Genomic DNA, 21,482 nt, shown 5'->3' on the forward strand with positions numbered 1-21,482 from the left:
TTAAAAATCAAGTGATGAGCAACATTTTCAATACACGTCTTAACGCTGTTACAGCAGAATACGAGAATTTAGTTACATTAAAAAATGAACCAATATTACCGGGAAATGGTATTTTCGAACGATATAAAAATCCTGTATTAACAGCCGGTCATGCTCCTGTCTTCTGGCGTTATGATCTCAATCCCCAAACCAACCCTTATTTTATGGAACGTTTTGGAATAAACGGAACATTCAATGCCGGAGCAATCAAGTGGAATGGGAAATATATAATGGCTGTACGTGTAGAAGGCAATGATCGTAAATCGTTCTTTGCAATAGCCGAAAGTCCGAATGGTATAGATAATTTCCGCTTTTGGGATTATCCTATTGCTATGCCTGAAACAGAGAACCCTGATACAAATGTTTACGATATGCGCCTTACCGCTCACCAAGATGGGTGGGTTTATGGTGTGTTCTGTTCCGAAAGGAAAGACCCGAAAGCGCCAGCCGGAGATTTGTCTTCAGCTGTAGCTGCAGCAGGTATTGCGCGTACAAAAGATCTGATCAATTGGGAGCGTCTGCCTGATCTGAAAACAAAGAGTCAGCAGCGTAATGTTGTTTTACATCCCGAATTTGTAAACGGAAAATATGCACTTTATACACGCCCTCAAGACGGATTTATCGATGCCGGTAGTGGTGGCGGAATCGGTTGGGCACTGATAGATGATATTGCCAATGCAGAGGTAAAAGAAGAAAAAATAATCAATTTCCGTTATTATCATACCATCAAGGAATTGAAAAATGGAGAAGGGCCACATCCTATAAAAACATCAAAAGGTTGGCTTCACCTTGCACATGGAGTGCGTGCCTGTGCTGCGGGATTAAGATATGTATTGTATCTTTACATGACTGACTTGGAGCAGCCCGATAAGTTGATAGCAGAACCTGCAGGACACTTAATGGCTCCGATAGATGAAGAAAGGGTAGGAGACGTGTCTAATGTATTATTTACGAATGGTTGGATAGCGGACGACGATGGTACGGTATATCTGTATTATGCTTCTTGCGACACACGTATGCATGTGGCAGTATCTTCTGTAGATCGCTTGGTTGATTACTGTTTCAATACAGCGCCAGACGGCTATCGTTCGGCTACATCGGTACAGACATTGTCGGCTTTGATTAAGAAAAATCTAGAATTAAAATAATAATACTAAATGTTTCGAGGGTATTTTTCACTATCTCTTTGTCATGCCGGATGTAATGGAGAACTTCCGGTTTGTTCGGCGTGACAAAGAGGATAACACTTTGATAGAGTGATCTTACTTTTGAAACAACCTATTATCCACCATGAAAACAACAACAGTTACTTTAAAAGAGAAAATCGGCTACGGATTTGGAGATATGGCCTCTTCCATGTTTTGGAAGATATTCGGCATGTACTCTTTGTTCTTTTACACAGATGTTTTTGGTATAACAGCAGCAGCGGCAGGAACTATGTTTCTGGTTGCCCGCCTGTGGGATTCGGTATTTGACTTATTCGTTGGTATAGCTGCCGACCGTACTAAGACCCGTTGGGGAAGATATCGCCCATATTTACTTTGGTTTGCTGTGCCATTCTCCGTAATGGGAGTTATAACATTCTTTGTTCCCGATTTCGGATCAACAGGGAAACTCGTTTATGCTTATATCACTTATTCCCTGATGATGATTGTATACTCACTGATAAATGTGCCTTATGCTTCATTATTGGGTGTGATGTCATCTAATCCGCAAGAACGGAATATTCTTTCTTCGTACCGTATGTCGTTTGCTTTTATTGGTAGTTTTATAACCTTTATGTTGTTGCAGCCATTGGTTGATATGTTTGCTAGTCTCGAGGGCAAAGCGGCTGTAGATGTTACGAAAGCGGTAACCGAAACATCTGTAAGTACATCTCCTATTGGTTGGACGTTAGCCGTAGCTTCTATTGGGGTGTTATGTACTATTCTGTTCATCTTTTGTTTCAGATGGACGCGCGAACGTGTAGAACCTGTTAATGAAGATGAAAATACTTCTGTAAAGCAGGATTTAAAAAATCTGTTTCATAATGCGCCTTGGTGGATATTGGTAGGCACAGGGCTTGCTGCTTTGTTGTTTAATGCTGTTCGCGATGGTGTAGCCATTTACTATTTTAGAGACTACGTACAGTTTGCATATAAAATGCCGGTTACAGGTTGGGATATGACGACTATTTACTTTCTTGTTGGTCAGGCTGCCAATCTTGTAGGTGTTATTCTAGCTCCTGTTTTATCCTCCAAATACGGAAAAAAAAGAACATATATGTTGGCTATGGCGGGAGCCGCAGCGTTAAGTGTAGTGTTCTATTTTATACCTAATGAGTTAGGCTGGATATTATTGCTACAAACATTAATATCTCTTTGTGCAGGTTATGTTCTACCTCTTCTTTGGAGCATGTTTGCTGATATTGTAGATTATCAGGAACTGAAAACGAACCGTCGTGCTTCAGGGCTGATTTTCTCATCGTCTTCTATGTCCCAAAAATTAGGCTGGGCATTAGGTGCAGCTCTTACCGGATGGATTTTATCCATATTCAAATACAATCCGCATATTGCTCAGCAAAGTATGGATACTATTTTTGGAGAGCGACTTATGATAAGTATCCTTCCTGCTATTTGTTGTATTATTGCTTTCCTTGGAATGATGGCTTATCCCCTTTCTGAAAAGAAAGTAAAAGAAATAACTGCCGAACTGGATGCTAAACGTGCCCAAAAAGATTGATCTATGAACGGTTTCAAAAACGAACTGGAGAATAATATATTGGCTTTCTGGATCGATAAGATACAGGATACAGAGCATGGAGGTTTCTACGGACAGATAGATTGTAATAACACATTGCACCCTGAAGCAAATAAGGGTGCTATACTAAATGCCCGTATACTGTGGACTTTTTCTTCTGCATACCGCATATTGAAGAAGAAGGAATACCTCGATATGGCTCAACGGGCTTTCGATTATATTACTGCATATTTTCTTGATAGGGAATACGGCGGAGTATATTGGGAGCTCGATTATAAAGGAAATCCTGTAAGTACAAAAAAACAAACCTATGTGCAAGGGTTTATGCTATACGGTTTCTCGGAGTTTTATCGTGCAACAGGAAACAAGCAGGCTCTTGAATTGGCAAAAGAATTCTTCTATCTGATAGAGAAATGTCATGATAGTGAATTGGGCGGCTATCTCGAAGCCTATACTCAGGATTGGAAGCCTATTGAAGATATGCGTCTGAGTGATAAGGATGCCAATGAAAAGAAAACAATGAATACACATCTGCACGTTTTGGAACCATATACCAATCTGTGCCGGGTGTGGGACAATGAGCAGCTTAAAGCAGCCCAGAAAAGATTGATTGGTATTTTCACCGAGCGTATATTGGATAAGAAAACAAACCATCTGAATCTCTTTTTCGACGAAGAGTGGAATGTGAAGTCTACAGCCATATCCTACGGACACGATATCGAAGCCTCATGGTTGTTGTTCGAAGCTGCTGATGTATTGGGCGATAGAGGCTTACTTGCCGAAATCAAAAATATATCATTGGAAATAGCGGATGCAGCATCCGAAGGTTTGCAGGCAGAAGGCAGTATGATATACGAAAAGGATGGGAATCACATAGATGGCGACCGTCATTGGTGGGTACAGGCAGAATCTGTAGTAGGATATATGTATGCGTACAAAAACTCTAAGGACATAACATATAAAGAGAAGGCTGCACGGATATGGAATTATATTCGCAATCAGATCGTAGACCAAGAGAGTGGCGAATGGTATTGGAGCCGAAAGGAAGACGGAACAATCAATCAAAAAGATGATAAGGCAGGGTTCTGGAAATGCCCGTATCATAATGGGCGTATGTGTATGGAGATGATAGAACATTTCGATTTAAAATAATGCTTAAAATTAAAATATGAAGTTTGGATATTTTGACGATCAGCGTCGGGAATATGTGATTACAAATCCTCAGACGCCATGGCCATGGATCAACTATCTGGGTAATGAAGATTTCTTCTCTTTGATATCAAATACCGCCGGAGGTTACTCTTTTTATAAAGATGCTAAGTTTCGCCGTATTACTCGTTATCGCTACAACAATGTCCCTATGGATAATGGCGGACGCTATTTTTATATCAACGATGGCGGAACTGTTTGGTCGCCGGGGTGGAAGCCTTGCAAAACCGAACTCGATAAATATGAATGCCGCCACGGAATGAGTTATACGACCATTACCGGGGAGAAAAACGGAATAGAAGCAGAAGTACTTTTCTTTGTGCCCCTGAAGACATGGGCGGAAGTTCAGAAAGTGAAGTTGACAAACAAGTCGACAGAAACCAAACGATTCAAACTGTTTTCTTTTGCCGAGTGGTGCTTATGGAATGCTGCTACCGACATGGAAAACTTTCAGCGTAATTTCTCTACAGGAGAAGTAGAAATAGAAGACTCTGTCATTTATCATAAAACAGAATACAAAGAGCGTAGAAACCATTATGCTTACTATAGCGTAAATGCTCCGATACAAGGGTTTGATACCGACAGGGAATCATTCATCGGTTTGTATAATGAGTTTCGTGATCCACAAGCTGTGATGGCGGGAAAGCCTTCCAACTCTGTGGCTCACGGTTGGTCGCCTATAGCATCGCATTACCTCGAAATAGAATTGCAACCCGGCGAAACGAAAGAACTGATATTCGTATTGGGTTATGTAGAATACGAAAACCGCGAGGATAAATGGGAATCGAAAGGTGTTATCAATAAGAGCAAAGCAAAAGAGACTATTGCTAAGTTCGATACGGTTGCAAAAGTACAGGCTGCATTTGATGAATTAAAAACCTATTGGAATAATTTGTTAAGCAGCTATGTGCTAAAGAGCAATGAAGAAAAATTAGACCGCATGGTCAATATTTGGAACCAATACCAATGTATGGTTACGTTTAATTTTTCTCGCTCTGCATCTTTCTTTGAATCGGGAATCGGGCGAGGTATGGGATTCCGCGACTCCAATCAGGATTTGGTTGGTTTCGTTCACCAAATTCCCACACGTGGCCGTCAGCGTATTATCGATATTGCATCTACACAGTTTAGTGATGGCGGTTGTTATCACCAGTATCAGCCACTTACCAAGCGAGGGAACAATGATATCGGCGGTGGTTTTAACGACGATCCGATGTGGCTTATTTTTGGAACAGTCGCCTATCTGAAAGAGACGGGAGACTTCTCTATATTAGACGAGGCTGTTCCTTTCGACAATCAGGCGGGAACAGAGAAATCACTGTTTCACCACTTGACTGTTTCATTCAATCACGTGATCGAAAACTTGGGACCTCACTTACTGCCTCTTATCGGGCGTGCCGACTGGAACGATTGTTTGAATCTAAATTGTTTTTCGTGGGATCCGAATGAGTCATTCCAGACGACTGAAAACAAAACGGAAGGATCTAAAGCCGAATCTTTGATGATCGCCGGACTGTTTATTGTTTGTGGTCAGGACTATGTAACGCTTTGCCGTCAGATAGGAAATAATCAGGAAGCTGACCGAGCACAGGGTTATATCGACTCTATGATCGAAGCCGTTAAGATGCATGGATGGGATGGTAATTGGTATCTTCGTGCCTATGATTATTACGGAAAGAAAATCGGTAGTAATGAAAATAAGGAAGGAAAGATATTTATTGAGTCGCAAGGTTGGTGTGCGATGGCAAAAGTGGGGCTGGAAGAAGGCATGGTAGAAAAATCGCTGGATTCTGTCAAAAAATATCTGGATACACCTAATGGTATTGTGTTGAATAATCCGGCGTTTACAGAATATGTAGTCGAATACGGAGAGATTTCTTCTTATCCTGCCGGCTATAAAGAAAATGCAGGTATTTTCTGCCACAATAATCCCTGGATCATGATTGCCGAAACCATCTTGGGACGAGGCGACTATGCATGGGAATATTACCGCAAGATATGCCCTTCTTATACCGAAGAAATATCAGAATTGCATAAAGTAGAGCCTTATGTATATTCTCAGATGATTGCCGGGAAAGATGCATTCAAGCCGGGTGAAGCTAAGAACTCTTGGTTAACCGGTACGGCAGCATGGAATTATTATGCGATCACCCAATTTATTCTGGGTATCAAGCCGGATTATAATGGATTGGAAATAAATCCTTGTATTCCTTCCGATTGGAAAGGCTTTGAGGTGACACGCAAATTCAGAGATGCAACTTATCTCATCGATATTAAAAATACAGGAGTGAATCGAGGAGTAAAAAGTATAACAGTTAACGGAAAGGCTTTGTCTGGAAACATTATTCCGCTACAGCCTGCCGGTTCGGTGAATAAAATAGAGGTAGTATTAGGTTAATTTTTAGTTTGAATTATAAACTCTTTGTTTCGGAGATCGTGTTTTTTGAGGTATATTTGACATATATTGTCTTATTGAGAACAGAAAATACCTTACCGCTAGAGTAGAAATTGTTTACTGTCAAGTTCAGGATGACAATGTATACGAATAGTTTATTTGTAGAACTTAAATATTTTATATGAGAAAATTAGCAGTATTAGTAGTTGTATTGGGTATCGCCTGCGGCATGTATGCGCAAAAGGGTGATGCAGAGAGAAGAGCAGCCGAGATGGTGTCGAAAATGACATTGGCAGAGAAAATAGGGCAGATGTCTCAGATAACAGTTGATCTGGTTTGTAAAGGTCAGGACACTCCTCCTACCAGCACATTGGAGATAGATGCAGACAAAGTGCGCGAAGCTGTTGTTAAATACCATGTAGGATCTATTCTTAACGCTCCAGGTACACGTGCGCGTACGCCTCAGTGGTGGACTAAAGCTGTAGAACAGATTCAGGAAGTAGCAACGAAGGAAACCCGTATGAAAATTCCTGTTATATATGGTCTCGACCAGATACACGGAGCTACTTATACGGCAGGTTCTACCATGTTCCCTCAGGAAATAGCTATTGCTGCTACATGGAATCCGGCGCATGCCCGTAAGATGGGTGAAATTACCGCTTACGAAACACGTGCCAGCAATGTGCCTTGGAACTTTTCTCCTGTACTCGACTTAGGAATCGATCCACGTTTCCCTCGTCAGTATGAAGGATTTGGAGAAGACCCTTATATCGGTTCGGTTTTCGGATACGAATTGGTGAAAGGATATGAAGGTGATGATAATAATATCGCAAACCCAACAAAGGTGGCTTCATGTATCAAACACTTTATAGGCTATTCGGCTCCAATTAGTGGAAAAGACCGTACTCCTGCTTATATTCCCGAGAATGTATTACTCGAATATCATGTTCCTGCTTTTAAGGCGGCTATCGATGCCGGTGCACATACCATAATGATCAACTCGGGTATTATAAACAATGTACCTGTACATGCCAGCTATGAGCTGATGACTAAATTGCTGCGTCAGGATTTAGGCTTTCAGGGTATGATTGTTACAGACTGGGAAGATATAAATAAGTTGTATAACCGTGACAAAATGGTTCCTTCTATCAAAGAAGCAATCAAAGCAGGTATTAACGCAGGAATCGACATGTCGATGATTCCTTATAACTATAAAGAATTCTGCGATTTGTTGACAGAGCTTGTCAATGAAGGTCAAGTACCGATGTCACGCATCGATGACGCTGCAACAAGAGTATTGACTGTGAAAATAAAGCTTGGATTGTTTGAAACACCGAATACCTATGCGAAAGATTATCCGGAGTTTAACTCTAAGGCATTCCAAGAAGCTTCTTACAATGCCGCAGCAGATGGTATCACGTTGCTGAAAAACAACAACAATGTATTGCCATTGAGTAAAGGTGCGAAGATTCTGGTGACAGGTCCTAATGCTGTTAGCAAACGTGCATTGAACGGAGGATGGACATTCTCTTGGCAAGGTGAAAAAATAGACGAGTTTGGAGACTTGTATCATAATATTCTTGATGCGGTACAACAAAAATTCGGCAAAGCAAATGTTTCTTATGTTCCGGGTGTGAGCTACACAAAAGAAACCAAATGGGATACAGAGCATAAAGACCGTTTCGATGAGGCTATTGCTGCCGCTAAGAATGTAGACTATATTATATTGTGTTTGGGTGAAAATTCATATTGCGAGAAACCGGGAGATTTGAACGATTTATACCTGAATGACTTGCAAACAGAGCTGGCTCAGGAAATGCTGAAACTTGGCAAGAAAGTGATCTTGGTATTGAGCGAAGGACGACCTCGTTTGATCTCTAAGTTCTCATCCAAAGTAGATGGTATAGTACAGACATATTTACCGGGAATTTACGGAGCCGATGCATTGGCCGATATTTTGGCGGGAGATGTAAACCCTTCAGGTAAACTGCCTTATACATATCCGGCATATCCGAATTCATTAGTGCCGTATTTCCATAAATATTCTGATGAGCAAGTAAATACCGATGCTGCATACAATTACGAAGGAGACTATAACTTCGAATATCCGTTCGGGTATGGCTTGAGTTACACAACTTTCGCATATTCAAATATAAAGTTAGATAAGTCTCAATTACCTCTTAATTCGAACGAAGAAGTAACTGTATCTGTAGATGTGAAAAATACAGGTAACCGTGATGGTAAAGAGGTTGTACAACTTTATACAAGCGACTTGGTTGCATCACTGGTTCCCGACGTGAAAAGATTGCGCCGTTTTGAGAAGGTAGCATTAAAAGCAGGTGAAACAAAGACTGTAACATTTAAGTTGAAGCAAAACGATCTTTCTTTTATTAATCTCGAAAATAAACGTGTGGTAGAGCCCGGAGATTTTGAATTTCAGGTAGGTTCTTCCTCTAATGATATAAAAGGCAAGGTATTGTTTACTATAAAATGATTGTTTTTCAATATAGGTTGGTTTTTTTAGGTGAGAGATTCCATACTTACCCAGAGTATAGAGTATGGAATTAAATTAAGTATTATTATTTCAACAGTTTTCCGGCCAGTCCGGGAGACTGTTGATTATTAACCTTTACCGTGATGATGAGGTGTATCTTCTTTTTCCTATTCGTTTTTATTATTGTTCCTGTGAAAGCTTCGGATACATTGGTTGACAGGCAAGCTACAGAGCGAACAAAAAACTTATATCAGCACTTGAAAGATATACAGAAGAGTGGTAAGGTTCTTTTCGGGCATCAGGAAGCTACCAGCTATGGACGTACTTGGGTTGGAGATAAAAATAGGAGTGATGTAAAAGATGTTACGGGCAGCCATCCGGCGGTTATAGGCCTCGATTTTGCCAATGTGACTACCTCCGATTCAGAGCGGTTTGAGAAGGCTAAACATGAGCTCATTACTTCCGTTATTGATACTTACAACAGGGGAGGTGTTTCCACCTTTGCTTGGCATGCTAGTAATCCCGCTAACGATGGAAGTTTTTATTGGGAGAAAGATCCCATAAAAGTTGTTCCGGACATTCTTCCCGGAGGGAGATTACACGATAAATATAAAAAATACTTACAATCTATTGCTGATGTTGCTTCAGCATTTAAAGATAAAGAGGGAGTGCTTATCCCTGTTATATTTCGTCCGTTTCATGAATATGATGGCGATTGGTTTTGGTGGGGAAAGGGACATTGTACCAAAGATGAATTCATTGCTTTATGGCGGTTTACGATCGACTATTTGCGAAACGATCTAGGAGTGCATAACTTCATATATGCATTCTCGCCCGATTGCAAGTTTACAACACAAGCGCAATTCTTAGAATACTATCCGGGTGATGAATATGTGGATATGCTCGGTATGGACAACTATTGGGACTTTCGCCCCGATGGAGGGAACAACCCTCAGCTTGCAGCAAAGAAGCTCAAAATAGTATCGGATATAGCCGAAAGCAAAGGTAAACTCGCAGCCTTCACCGAGACAGGATTGGAGGGGATACCTCAATCGGATTGGTTTACGGTAACATTACTGTCTATTCTACAAAAAGTAAAGGTTTGCTATGTGCTTGTATGGCGCAATGCCAGTGATATGGCGCATCATTATTATGCACCTACTGTAGGGCATCCTGCCGCTGACGATTTTAAGGAGTTCACTCAGTCTGAAATCATATTGATGGAGAGTGATCTGGCTGATATATATAATTGAAACAGTTAATTATCTATTTAATGATTAGAACCAGAAATGCTATATGTCGGACAAAAAAGTGACACGAATAAAATAACTTGAACCTGTTACTTTTACATACACTTTGCTCCTGTGACCGTTGGTTGTTACTTTTTAACAAACTGAAAAATGAATATATAATGAAGAAAACATTTGTATTACTAATGTCTGTAGCTATGGTACTCGTATCGTGTAAGCAAAAAGAATCGATAGCAGATATGAAATCACCCATTGACAAAAATGCCACCAAAGAAACCGTTGAGTTATACAACCGATTGTTCAAGTCGTTGGATAAGGGTATAATGGTTGGTCATCAAGATGCTTTAGCGTATGGTCATGGCTGGTATAAAGAAGCCGGGAGGTCGGATGTGAAAGATGTGACGGGCGATTATCCTGCAGTGGTAGGATGGGAGTTAGGACATGTCGAAATCGGGGCTCAATTTAATCTTGATTCTGTCTACTTTTCCGATATGAAGCACTATATCAAAGAAACCTACGATAGAGGCGGTATAACAACAGCCAGTTGGCATGGAGACAATATCGTAACAGGAAATACCGCTTGGGACTGTGCGCAGGATTCGGTTGTAAGAACGATACTGCCTAATGGCTCTAATCATGCAAAGTATCTCACATGGCTCGATCGTGTTGCGGATTTCTTTCTCGACCTCAAAGATGATAAAGGCAACCTGATTCCCGTTGTGTTCCGTATGTACCATGAACATACAGGAGCATGGTTCTGGTGGGGCAGTAAGCAGTGTACGCCCGAGGAGTATAAACAATTGTGGATTATGACCGTAGAGTATCTGCGTGATAAGAAAAACGTACACAATCTTCTTTATGCCTATTCTCCATCAGAAACAAAAAATGAAGCCGAGTATCTAGAGCGTTATCCCGATGATGAATATGTTGATATAGTGGGTTATGACTGCTATGTGCCGGGTAAAGACAGTGAAGCTGTAGCAAAATACAAAGAAGCGATGGATCTCAACCTTAAGATTGTAACCGGCTATGCAGCTAAGTCTGGTAAAATACCGACTATCGGAGAAACGGGAATGGAATCTATACCGGATTCTATGTATTTTACACAAGCTGTATATCCTGTTATAAACCAATATAAAATAGCATGGGTATTATTCTGGCGCAATGCATGGGAGAGCGATAAGCCGGAACATTTTTATGCACCATTCAAAGGTCATTCGTCTGCAGATGATTTCAGAGAATTTGTAGCTAAACCCAATATTCTGATGAATGCAGATGTAAAATAAAGACTTTCTTATGTCTTAATATACTGAAGGATAGAACTCGGGTTCTATCCTTCTTCTTTGTTATATCAAACTGTTTAGGGGTGATATAGCAGCCAAATTTCTGATGCTTTTTAGAAGCCTTAAAATGTAGCATTGGTATTTCAATTCTCCCTTAAACGACTTGCCCGATGGAAGAAGTGAATGGTATAAAAATGCTAAAGTCCTTTTCATTATTAACATATAAACAGTCAATCCTAAGTTTTTTTAGGCTCGAAAACTTTACCAACCAAACAAAAAGGATTACTTTTGTGGTGCATTTTTAATAAGGATAACTGTTTGAATTTAAGCACCTATAAATAACATTTATGTAAATATAGATAGGCCATTTATAATCTTTTAAGAATCAATAAAATATAACCTATATATTAAACAATTTTATTAATCATGGCTAATCAGAAAGAAAAGCTTTTCTCAAATTTTCCGCCGATATCTACTGAAGAGTGGATGGCAAAAATCGTAGCAGACCTGAAAGGGGCTGATTTTGAGAAAAAACTTGTTTGGAAAACAAACGAAGGGTTCAATGTAAACCCTTTTTACAGAAGTGAGGACCTTGAAGGCCTTAATACGGCTGTGTCACTTCCGGGTGAATTTCCTTACGTGCGTGGTACCAAGAAAGATAACGACTGGTATACTCGTCAGGATATTGACGTCCGCGATTTCAAGGCAGCAAACGCAAAAGCTCTTGACGTACTTTACAAAGGTATCACATCTCTAGGATTTCATATCGAAGGAGATGATGTAAACGCCGACAACATCAAGACATTGTTGAAAGACATTCACCCTGAAGCTGTAGAGCTTAACTTTAGTACATGTCATCGCAAATCTTTGGAATTAACTAAGATCTTAGTTGAATACATCAAAGAATCGGGTGCAGATGTGATGAAGTGCTTTGGTTCTGTAAACTACGATCCTTTCAAACCTCTATTGAAAAAGGGACGTAATGCAGACGGATGGGTAGAGAAAGCAGCAGAGATCGTTAAAGCTGCGGCTCCGCTACCTCGTTTCAGAGTGTTGGCTGTTAATGCCTATGCATTGAGTGACGGTGGTGCTTATATCTATCAGGAACTTGGATATGCGCTGGCTAATGGTAATCAGTTGATGTCTGCTCTTGTTGAAGCAGGACTAGACCCTACATTGGTTGCTAAGAAGATCAAATTTAACTTTGGTATTGGCGGTAACTATTTTATGGAAATCGCTAAGTTCCGTGCTGCACGCTGGTTATGGGCAGAAATAGTAGAAGCTTACAAACCTATCTGTGCTAACGAATGTCCAAACAAATCTCCTGAAGGAATTTGTCATTGTGCTGCAAAAATATATGTTCATGCACAAACATCTACTTTCAACAAGACTGTTTACGATGCCCACGTGAACTTGCTTCGTACACAAACAGAATCAATGTCGGCTACTATTGCCGGAATTAATTCGTTGACAGTACGTCCTTTCGACGAAACATATAAAACTCCGGATGACTTCTCTGAACGTATTGCACGTAACCAACAACTATTGTTGAAAGAAGAATGTCATTTCGATAAGATAACTGACCCTTCGGCGGGTTCATATTATATCGAGAACCTTACTAAATCTATAGCTGAACAAGCTTGGAAATTGTTCCTCGAAGTAGACGAAAAAGGATTTTATGAAGCATTGAAAGCGGCAACAGTACAAACTGCCGTTAAAACTTCAGCTGATACCCGTTTCAAAGCATTGGCTACTCGCCGTGAAGTATTATTGGGTACTAACCAATATCCTAACTTTACAGAGAAAGCTGAAAGCAAAATTGTAAAAGAAGGTTGTAATTGCGGATGTTCTTCCGAAAAAGGAGAATATATGCCGTTACCTACCAGCCGCTTAGGTACAGCATTCGAAATACTTCGCCTGGCTACAGAGAAACATGGTGCTCCTACAGTATTTATGCTAACAATTGGTAATCTGGGTATGCGTCTTGCACGTGCACAGTTCTCAAGTAACTTCTTTGCTTGTGCCGGATACAAGATTATCGACAATTTAGGTTTCGAAACAGTTGAAGCAGGAATCAAAGCTGCTCGTGAGAAAAAAGCAGATGTTATTGTACTTTGTTCTAGTGACGATGAGTACGCAACATACGCTCCTGAAGCTCATAAGTTGATCGAAGGCAAAGAACATTTTGTTGTTGCCGGAGCTCCTGCATGCATGGAAGATTTGAAAGCACAAGGTATAGAGCACTTCATTAATGTGAAGAGCAATGTCCTTGAGACTCTGAAAATGTTCAATGCAAAACTGGGCATCGAATAATATTTTATAATTCGGATAAAAATGGAAACAAAAAAACCAACACTAAAAAACTGGATGATTGCTACGCGACCATGGTCGTTTCCGGTATCATCTCTTCCTGCTCTTATTGCAATGATGTATACAATACACGTGTACCCCGAAAGCTCTGCTAACTGGATATTGGGTGTAATTGCAATCATTGGCGCAGTTGTTTTTCAGGCAGGTGGTAACCTGATCAGTGATTATTACGACTATAAATATGGTGTAGACAGAGAAGGCAAGGTAGGAACAGATATTCTTACCAGCAAGCTGTTTACTCCTAAACAGGTGTTTATTTACGGATGGGCATTTATTGCTTTGGGGATAACTCTTGGTTTATTTTTGGTTTCGCAAGCAGGTATAGACTTGGTGTGGGTTGGTTTATTTGGTACTATAGGCGCTGTATTTTATTATCGTTTCAAGTTCAAAGCATTGGGAGACCTTCTTATCTTTCTGGTTTATGGAGCCTCTATTATGCTGGGTACAGGATATGTAATGCTTGGGCACTTCGACTGGTTGTTGCTTTTTGTTTCTTTCCCTATGGCGTTTATTACTGTCAACGTGTTGCATGCAAATAATACACGTGACATCAGAAGCGACCGTTATGCGGAAATCAAAACATACGCAATGCTGATCGGGATGAAGGCTTCTGTAATACATTATTATCTGTTGACGATATTGGCTTATTTGTCTATTATCGTAATGGTGGTTCTTAATATTTTGCCGATAACGGCTCTTATCACTCTGATAACAGTACCGGTAGCATATAAGAACTGTAAGGCCATGTCGCAGATAACAGAAGATGATGTTACTCCTATTAATGAATTGGACAAAGGAACTGCTCAACTACAATTGATGTTTAGTGCATCATTGTCGTTAGCCCTAATTTTAGCTATCCTGATATGAAAAAACTTGCAGGTGCAATCTTAGTAGCAATAGTCTTTTGGTTTGTAATGTTTTCGCAATGGACAAGTCCGCATATCAATTTCTGGTATGTTATGCTTGCCGCCGCAGGAACACTTACAGCTTTGAGCTTTCTTTTTAGAAAAGACTGGAAAGCCGAGTTCTCATTCAATATAAAAGATGTTGCTTTGGGTGTTGGCTCTGCAATCGTATTATGGGGCGTTTTCTATTTAGGTAATGCAATCTCCGGAATGCTTTTCGATTTTGCTCATCCGCAAGTAAGCGATGTGTATGCCATGAAAGACGGGCAAAGCAAATTGTTTCTTGCATTGGCTCTATTGTTTTGGATAGGTCCTGCCGAAGAAATCTTTTGGCGTGGATATGTTCAACGTTCATTGAGCGAAAGCAAACTCGGAAGTATGAAAGCATATATTATAACAACACTTATCTATGCCTTTGTGCATATATGGGCGTTCAATTTTATGCTTTTTATGGCTGCCTTTATATGTGGGGCTTTTTGGGGATTCATATATATGAAAAACAGAAACTTGCTGACAGTACTTATATCCCATGCTATTTGGGATGTGGCTGTTTTCATTTTATTTCCTATATCGTAAATAATCAAATAAAAAATAAATATGAAACCTAATTTCAAAAACATTGATATCAACAGTTCGGGTTTTGTTGCTACAGACGCTACAAAATGGGCTGCTGATAATGGTATAGAAGCTGACTGGATGACACCCGAACTCATTCCTGTTAAGTCTGTTTATACAAAAGAAGATTTGGAAGGGATGGAGCATCTTAACTATGCTTCAGGTATTCCTCCATTCTTGCGTGGACCATACTCGGGTATGTACGCTATGCGTCCTTGGACAATCCGTCAGTATGCAGGGTTCTCTACTGCTGCTGAGTCGAATGCATTCTATCGCCGTAACTTGGCTTCGGGTCAAAAAGGTCTTTCTGTTGCGTTTGACCTTGCCACACACCGTGGATACGATGCCGACCATCCTCGTGTAGTAGGTGACGTTGGTAAAGCCGGGGTGTCTATTTGCTCGGTAGAAGATATGAAAGTTTTGTTTGAAGGTATTCCATTGAATCAGATGTCGGTATCTATGACAATGAACGGTGCGGTACTTCCTGTTCTTGCATTCTATATCAATGCAGGATTGGAGCAAGGTGCTAAGCTGGAAGAAATGGCGGGTACTATACAAAATGATATCCTTAAAGAATTTATGGTGCGTAATACATATATCTATCCACCGGAATTCTCAATGAAAATTATCGCTGACATCTTCGAATATACATCTCAGAAGATGCCTAAGTTCAACTCTATATCTATCTCGGGCTATCACATGCAGGAAGCGGGAGCTACTGCCGATATCGAGTTAGCATATACGCTTGCCGATGGTATGGAATACCTTAAAGCAGGTATCGATGCAGGTATCGACGTAGATGCGTTTGCCCCTCGCTTGTCATTCTTCTGGGCTATTGGTATGAACCACTTTATGGAGATTGCCAAAATGCGTGCCGGACGTCTTTTGTGGGCTAAGATTGTGAAGAGCTTTGGTGCTAAAAATCCGAAGTCTCTCGCATTGCGTACTCACTCTCAGACATCAGGATGGTCGTTGACAGAGCAAGACCCTTTCAACAACGTTGGACGTACTTGTATCGAAGCTATGGCTTCTGCTTTGGGACACACTCAGTCTTTGCACACAAATGCATTGGATGAGGCTATCGCATTGCCTACCGACTTCTCTGCTCGTATTGCACGTAATACTCAGATATACATTCAGGAAGAAACTCAAATATGTAAAGAGATCGACCCTTGGGCTGGTTCTTATTATGTGGAAACACTAACAAACGAACTTGTGCATAAGGCTTGGGATTTGATTCAGGAAGTTCAAAAACTGGGTGGTATGGCTAAGGCTATCGAAACAGGTCTTCCTAAGATGCGTATCGAAGAAGCTGCTGCTCGTACTCAGGCTAGAATCGACTCTGGTCAGCAAGCAATTATTGGTATCAACAAGTATCGCCTCGAAAAAGAAGATCCTATCGATATTCTTGATGTTGACAATACCGAAGTGCGTCGTCAACAGATCGAACGTTTGAACGACTTGAAGTCTAAACGTGACAACGAAGCTGTGAAGAAAGCGTTAGCTGCTATCACAGAATGTGTGACAACGAAGAAAGGTAACCTGTTGGAGCTTGCAGTTGAAGCTGCGCGCTTGCGTGCTACTTTAGGAGAAATCTCCGATGCTTGCGAAGAGATTGTTGGACGTTATAAAGCAGTAATCAGAACTATATCAGGCGTGTATTCATCAGAAAGTAAAAAAGACCCAACATTCCATGAAGCGAAGGCACTTGTGGAAGAGTTTGCAAAGAAAGAAGGTCGTCAACCACGTATCATGATTGCCAAGATGGGTCAGGATGGACACGACCGTGGTGCAAAAGTTGTAGCTACAGGTTATGCAGACTGCGGATTCGACGTAGATATGGGACCATTGTTCCAAACTCCGGAAGAAGCTGCCCGTCAGGCTGTAGAAAACGACGTAAATGTACTTGGTGTTTCGTCTCTTGCTGCCGGTCACAAAACTCTTGTGCCTCAGGTTATAGACGAGCTTAAGAAACTTGGTAGAGAAGATATCATCGTTATTGCAGGAGGTGTAATCCCTGCTCAAGACTATGACTTCTTGTATAAATCGGGTGTGGCTGCTATTTTTGGTCCTGGTACATCAGTAACCAAAGCGGCTGTACAGATTTTACATATTTTGCTAGCTGAATAATTTAGTTTAAAATCAAACTATAATTATATGAAAGAGCTGCCCGGAATAAGGCAGCTCTTTTTTTGTATCATATTTCATTCTATTTATCTCATAATAGAGGGTGACCTGAAAGTAACAAGAGTAAAATAGTGTAATAGTCGTCATTTTTTATTGTTTGGTTTTAGTCTCTATAGAAAATAGCGATCCTTTATAGAAGTGATGTATAATGTACATCATATTGCATTTTGCAGTATATTGATGGGGTGGATAGCTGGAGTGAGCGTAAAGAAAATATGATTGTAGAATAGAAATGGCTAGGATTTATAAATAATTTTTATAAATTTGTCTTTCTGTTATGTGTTAATTTGATGCTTTTTATACTTATTTGATATCTAAAGAATCGATTAATGTGTTTTATTTGTGATAATTTTTATTGAAAAATGAGATTTGCTATACTTTTATTTATATTTTGTTCGAGTGTAAATTTAATGGCTCAGAATGTTTTAGGTGATAATGGTGAAAGATATAAGATTGCTTATGATTATTTGCTGTCAGACTCTAAGACTTCAGAGCGTGACTATATAGTTTCGGATACACTTATGTTTATGGAAAGAAGCCCATTTTGGAAATATTTCCAGAAGAATGGCGAGTCTTCGTTAGACTGCATAACTCGTATTGATAGCATTGATAATACAAATAGATTTACAAAAGAATATTCTCGCGAATTGGTTAAGCTCTTTGGTTCTGCTGAGGAAACACCAAACTTATACTTTTCTAAAATCTCCGACAATGTTTTGTTTGCCGAATATTTTTATCGCTTCGGATTGAATAAGGATTTGACTCAGGCTCCTCCTAAATACAATGGTAGCTATCGCTATCTCTTTATCTTTGGTTCAGATAATAGTATTGCCGATGTTCTAAAACAGGTGGTTGCCTATAAATAAGATATACTTTGCTTTAAGGATCAAAGCTTTTCTATTCCGTTCGGTGTTTTTATTATTTTATTTGCCTTTACGTTACGGCGTATTTCTTTATTTCTCTCTATTAGTTCCTTGTTTTTGTATGGGCGAGAATGATCCAGGTGTACGCAAATGGCTGAATATCTGATTTGTTTAGAACGTATTCCCATGTTAACCAGTCGTTCCCCAAACTCCCTGTCCAATCCACCATATTGCATAGACTCGTTAAAACCATTGATAGCCAGCATGTCTTCTTTCCATCCTGATGAGTTGCAGCCATTCCATGAGGCTTTTGCGGGTGTGATGAAATTCATAAATGAAGCAAAGGTTTTTGACTTTAAGAGTTTAGTATTCTTGAAAGAACTCTTCAAGCCGTGTTGTCTTAGCCATTTAATATCGAATGCATTTTCGGAGATGATATCTTCATAATTAATAGCTTTGCTGGTCTCCATCGGTAATTTGGGATATCCGCCAGATAAGAAATATCCTTTTTCGGCATATCTTAAATGAGTCTCAATAAAATCCTTTCGAGGGATACAGTCGTGGTCTGTAAATATAAGGTATTCTGATTCTGAAGCTACTATGGCATCGTTTAGTATTTTGCACTTTCTGAAACCTTCATCTGTGTGCCAGATGTGCTTTATGTTCGGGAAATATTTATTCCTGAATTTATCTATTAATTCTCTGGTGTCTTCACCCGAGCCATCATCTGCAAGGATTAATTCGAATGTATTGTGAGTCTGTAGAGTATATCCCCATAAGGTTTTTTCTAACCATTCGGGATTATTGTAAGTTGATATGACAATCCCTATACTTTGAGGTTTTATATTTCTCATCTTATAATATATAGCCTGTAGATTTTAGTATGACCTTTTTGTAAGACAAAATTACAGTAAAAAAGTATATATCAACTATGATGTAGTAACTAAATGAAATGAGCTTTAAATAAGCCTCCTTGAATACTCAAGGAGGCTGCGCCTGCAGTTTGCTAAATTGTCTGTGTTAATGTCAGGCGTCTGCATATACATAAATTACTTTCGTGTATATTCCTACTCCAAAAAACATTTAGCTTTTTGACTTATTCCAATTTTATCTATACTATAGACATAAAATTGTATATCTTTTTTAAGAGGGAATTATAGTTTTTCTTATTTACTGTGAATAACAAATCTTTTCTTGGTAGGAAAATAGAGAGTTATGCAGTTTTAATAAATTTATGTAAAAGTTTCCCTTATGTTTTAATCTTCAATACCTCGTGTAATTAATAACAAAAGTAACTTTTATTTTTATATTATCAAGTGATTTGATATAAAAAAAGAGAAAAATTATACTTGTTTTTAATCATTCTATATTGTGCTATGATTGGTAGTTAGGTGTAGTCTGTGTGTAATTTATATAGGCTAATGTAATTTTTGATTGTAAAATAAAATAGTATAGGAAGGCATTCAATTTGGTTAAAAGCGTTATATTGTTAATAACTAATTAGTATCATGTTTTTTAGTTTTATTTAAAAAAATTATTTTTGCCATCGGAAGATTTTAAATAAAAAATAATAGACGATGACTAAAACACTTCTAATATTTAAAGAGGGAATAGCAAAATCGCAAAAAGTAAGAGAGAGACTTGTGAAAAATATTGATAGGCAAACTGATACAGAGATTACACTGAACTTATCGGATTTGGATTTTGATTTCAATAAAAAAGAAGTGAAAATTTCGCACTATATTAAAGATACAGAATATCCGGATGTAGTTCTTAAATTTAATGATTTTATATCATTAGTTCAGAGCTAATTAAATATCTCTAATATAAGGGTTTAAGATCTTTGGTGTAAAGAACACTTTTAAAAGACTTTCCTCCTTTCCTTTTTATATTATAAGAATTATGTTTAATCATATCAGATATGGTTAGGCATTTTTATTGTCATTCTCGATTAATCCTTTGAAGGTGATTATCGTTAAAAATGATACCCTTATATTCAGGATTCTCTCAAAAAGTTGTAAAAGGTGAAATGATCTCTTATATTTGTATTATAAGAAGTGAAATACTATAAAAAACTGTTATTTTTTTAGGTGATCAGATTTATTATAAATGGCTTATAATAAAGTCTAGTCGATTAAGATAAGAGCTTTTACATTTTCTAGGGATTTTAGATTATCTACTCTGAGATGATTCGTGAAGTAAAAATAGATTCATTTGATGATATCTGTTCATCATTTAGTATTTGGATTATCAAGTATTGTTCGCAGAATTATACTTTTCCATTGTATATGGTTTGGTATAGTGATACGGATGTAGAGGGACGTCATGCCTTCATGCTTGATAAATCAGGATGTATTTTTGCTGTTACTGATTTAGTGAAGATAAAAGAGACACTACTGAAGAATATAGATAAAATTCAACAACCAAACAATTTGATGAATTGGTTAGCTTGCTTTGGAAATATCATACCTGAGTATGTCGAATCTTATAATGTAGGACAAATAGAAAATAATATACGGGGGAATGATTTCTACGATGAGTCAATAACCCAATTTATAGGCTTTATTAATTTGTTTGGAGATTTTGTATACCAGTCGAAAGATAATCTTCTCTATGAAAGAGACTTGAATAATAAGTATATAAGCATGGTATACAAATACTACGATCAATATATTCAATTATCAAATTATAAGATCAAAGAACAATATAATCAGAAGGATAAACCGCGGTTGGAGATAAATCATCTGGAGTTACTGCATGCTTTTATAAAGATTAGGTATGTTATCGAAGAAAATATTTCAGTCGCCTATTTACAAAACACTGTTCAGTCCCTATAATGTCTGATCGAAAGATGAACGACTTCCTAAAATTCAGACAACTTTAAGTTGTAATATAAAAATAGATTATAAACTTCTGTTTTGTTTCTATTTAAGTGTTTGTTTGTTAAGGCGTTTTAAAATGTTTATGTTCTAAAAATACATAAGGAAATATAGTTAATTAACAAAATAAATTGAACTTTATTCTACTACTTATGGTTATATAACATGTAGTTTTGTAAAGTTTGTGTTAAGGCATGAGAAAGTCCTACGACGTGATGTTGTGGGCTTTTTTTATTAGTAGACATGCGATCTAC

General features: G+C 38.7%; 15 protein-coding genes. 14 read left to right on the forward strand and 1 reads right to left on the reverse strand.

Going from position 1 to position 21,482, the window contains the following annotated elements; all coding sequences use genetic code 11:
* Positions 1–14: 14 nt before the first annotated feature.
* From LDB17_RS07210 to LDB17_RS07265, 12 genes are all read left to right on the forward strand, one after another.
* On the forward strand, positions 15–1,187 hold the full coding sequence (locus LDB17_RS07210; RefSeq protein ID WP_252636895.1) for a glycosidase: 1,173 nt from the start codon (positions 15–17) through the stop codon (positions 1,185–1,187).
* A gap of 142 nt (positions 1,188–1,329) precedes the next feature.
* Positions 1,330–2,760, forward strand: coding sequence for an MFS transporter (locus tag LDB17_RS07215; protein WP_252636894.1), 1,431 nt, complete (start codon positions 1,330–1,332; stop codon positions 2,758–2,760).
* 3 nt (positions 2,761–2,763) lie between these two features.
* A complete protein-coding gene (locus LDB17_RS07220) occupies positions 2,764–3,930 on the forward strand; it encodes an AGE family epimerase/isomerase (RefSeq protein ID WP_252636893.1) in 1,167 nt (388 codons plus the stop codon).
* 16 nt (positions 3,931–3,946) lie between these two features.
* Complete coding sequence (locus tag LDB17_RS07225; RefSeq protein ID WP_252636891.1) at positions 3,947–6,385, forward strand: GH36-type glycosyl hydrolase domain-containing protein; 2,439 nt, start codon at positions 3,947–3,949, stop codon at positions 6,383–6,385.
* Positions 6,386–6,563: 178 nt separating this feature from the next.
* Entirely contained in the window at positions 6,564–8,876 is a 2,313-nt protein-coding gene (locus LDB17_RS07230) for a glycoside hydrolase family 3 N-terminal domain-containing protein (protein WP_252636889.1), read from the forward strand.
* A 143-nt stretch (positions 8,877–9,019) separates the two neighbouring features.
* A complete protein-coding gene (locus tag LDB17_RS07235) occupies positions 9,020–10,129 on the forward strand; it encodes a glycoside hydrolase family 26 protein (RefSeq protein ID WP_252636888.1) in 1,110 nt (369 codons plus the stop codon).
* 158 nt (positions 10,130–10,287) lie between these two features.
* Positions 10,288–11,412 (forward strand): glycoside hydrolase family 26 protein, encoded by a 1,125-nt coding sequence (locus tag LDB17_RS07240; protein ID WP_252636886.1) that lies wholly within the window; start codon positions 10,288–10,290, stop codon positions 11,410–11,412.
* Positions 11,413–11,835: 423 nt separating this feature from the next.
* Positions 11,836–13,722, forward strand: a complete 1,887-nt coding sequence (gene mutA, locus LDB17_RS07245; RefSeq protein WP_252636884.1) for a methylmalonyl-CoA mutase small subunit — start codon at positions 11,836–11,838, stop codon at positions 13,720–13,722.
* A gap of 21 nt (positions 13,723–13,743) precedes the next feature.
* Positions 13,744–14,646, forward strand: coding sequence for a prenyltransferase (locus tag LDB17_RS07250; protein ID WP_252636883.1), 903 nt, complete (start codon positions 13,744–13,746; stop codon positions 14,644–14,646).
* Positions 14,643–15,260 carry a CPBP family intramembrane glutamic endopeptidase gene (locus LDB17_RS07255; protein WP_006843133.1) on the forward strand — a complete coding sequence of 206 codons (618 nt, stop codon included), beginning with the start codon at positions 14,643–14,645 and terminating at the stop codon, positions 15,258–15,260. Before LDB17_RS07250 ends, LDB17_RS07255 begins: the two co-directional genes overlap by 4 nt.
* A gap of 21 nt (positions 15,261–15,281) precedes the next feature.
* Positions 15,282–17,429 carry a methylmalonyl-CoA mutase gene (scpA, locus tag LDB17_RS07260; protein ID WP_252636881.1) on the forward strand — a complete coding sequence of 716 codons (2,148 nt, stop codon included), beginning with the start codon at positions 15,282–15,284 and terminating at the stop codon, positions 17,427–17,429.
* A 467-nt stretch (positions 17,430–17,896) separates the two neighbouring features.
* Positions 17,897–18,352, forward strand: a complete 456-nt coding sequence (locus LDB17_RS07265; RefSeq protein WP_291105145.1) for a hypothetical protein — start codon at positions 17,897–17,899, stop codon at positions 18,350–18,352.
* Between the two features lie 20 nt (positions 18,353–18,372).
* On the opposite strand, the gene LDB17_RS07270 is transcribed toward LDB17_RS07265, so the two are convergent.
* A complete protein-coding gene (locus LDB17_RS07270) occupies positions 18,373–19,203 on the reverse strand; it encodes a glycosyltransferase family 2 protein (RefSeq protein ID WP_252636877.1) in 831 nt (276 codons plus the stop codon).
* A gap of 723 nt (positions 19,204–19,926) precedes the next feature.
* Here LDB17_RS07270 and LDB17_RS07275 point away from each other — a divergent pair.
* A complete protein-coding gene (locus LDB17_RS07275; RefSeq protein WP_252636875.1) occupies positions 19,927–20,160 on the forward strand; it encodes a hypothetical protein in 234 nt (77 codons plus the stop codon).
* Positions 20,161–20,535: 375 nt separating this feature from the next.
* Positions 20,536–21,186: a hypothetical protein gene (locus LDB17_RS07280; RefSeq protein ID WP_252636874.1), complete on the forward strand. Its 651-nt coding sequence runs from the start codon at positions 20,536–20,538 to the stop codon at positions 21,184–21,186.
* Positions 21,187–21,482: the final 296 nt, after the last annotated feature.

This window comes from Dysgonomonas sp. Shenzhen-Wh21 (genome assembly GCF_043392705.1).
Taxonomy (GTDB): Bacteria; Bacteroidota; Bacteroidia; order Bacteroidales; family Dysgonomonadaceae; genus Dysgonomonas.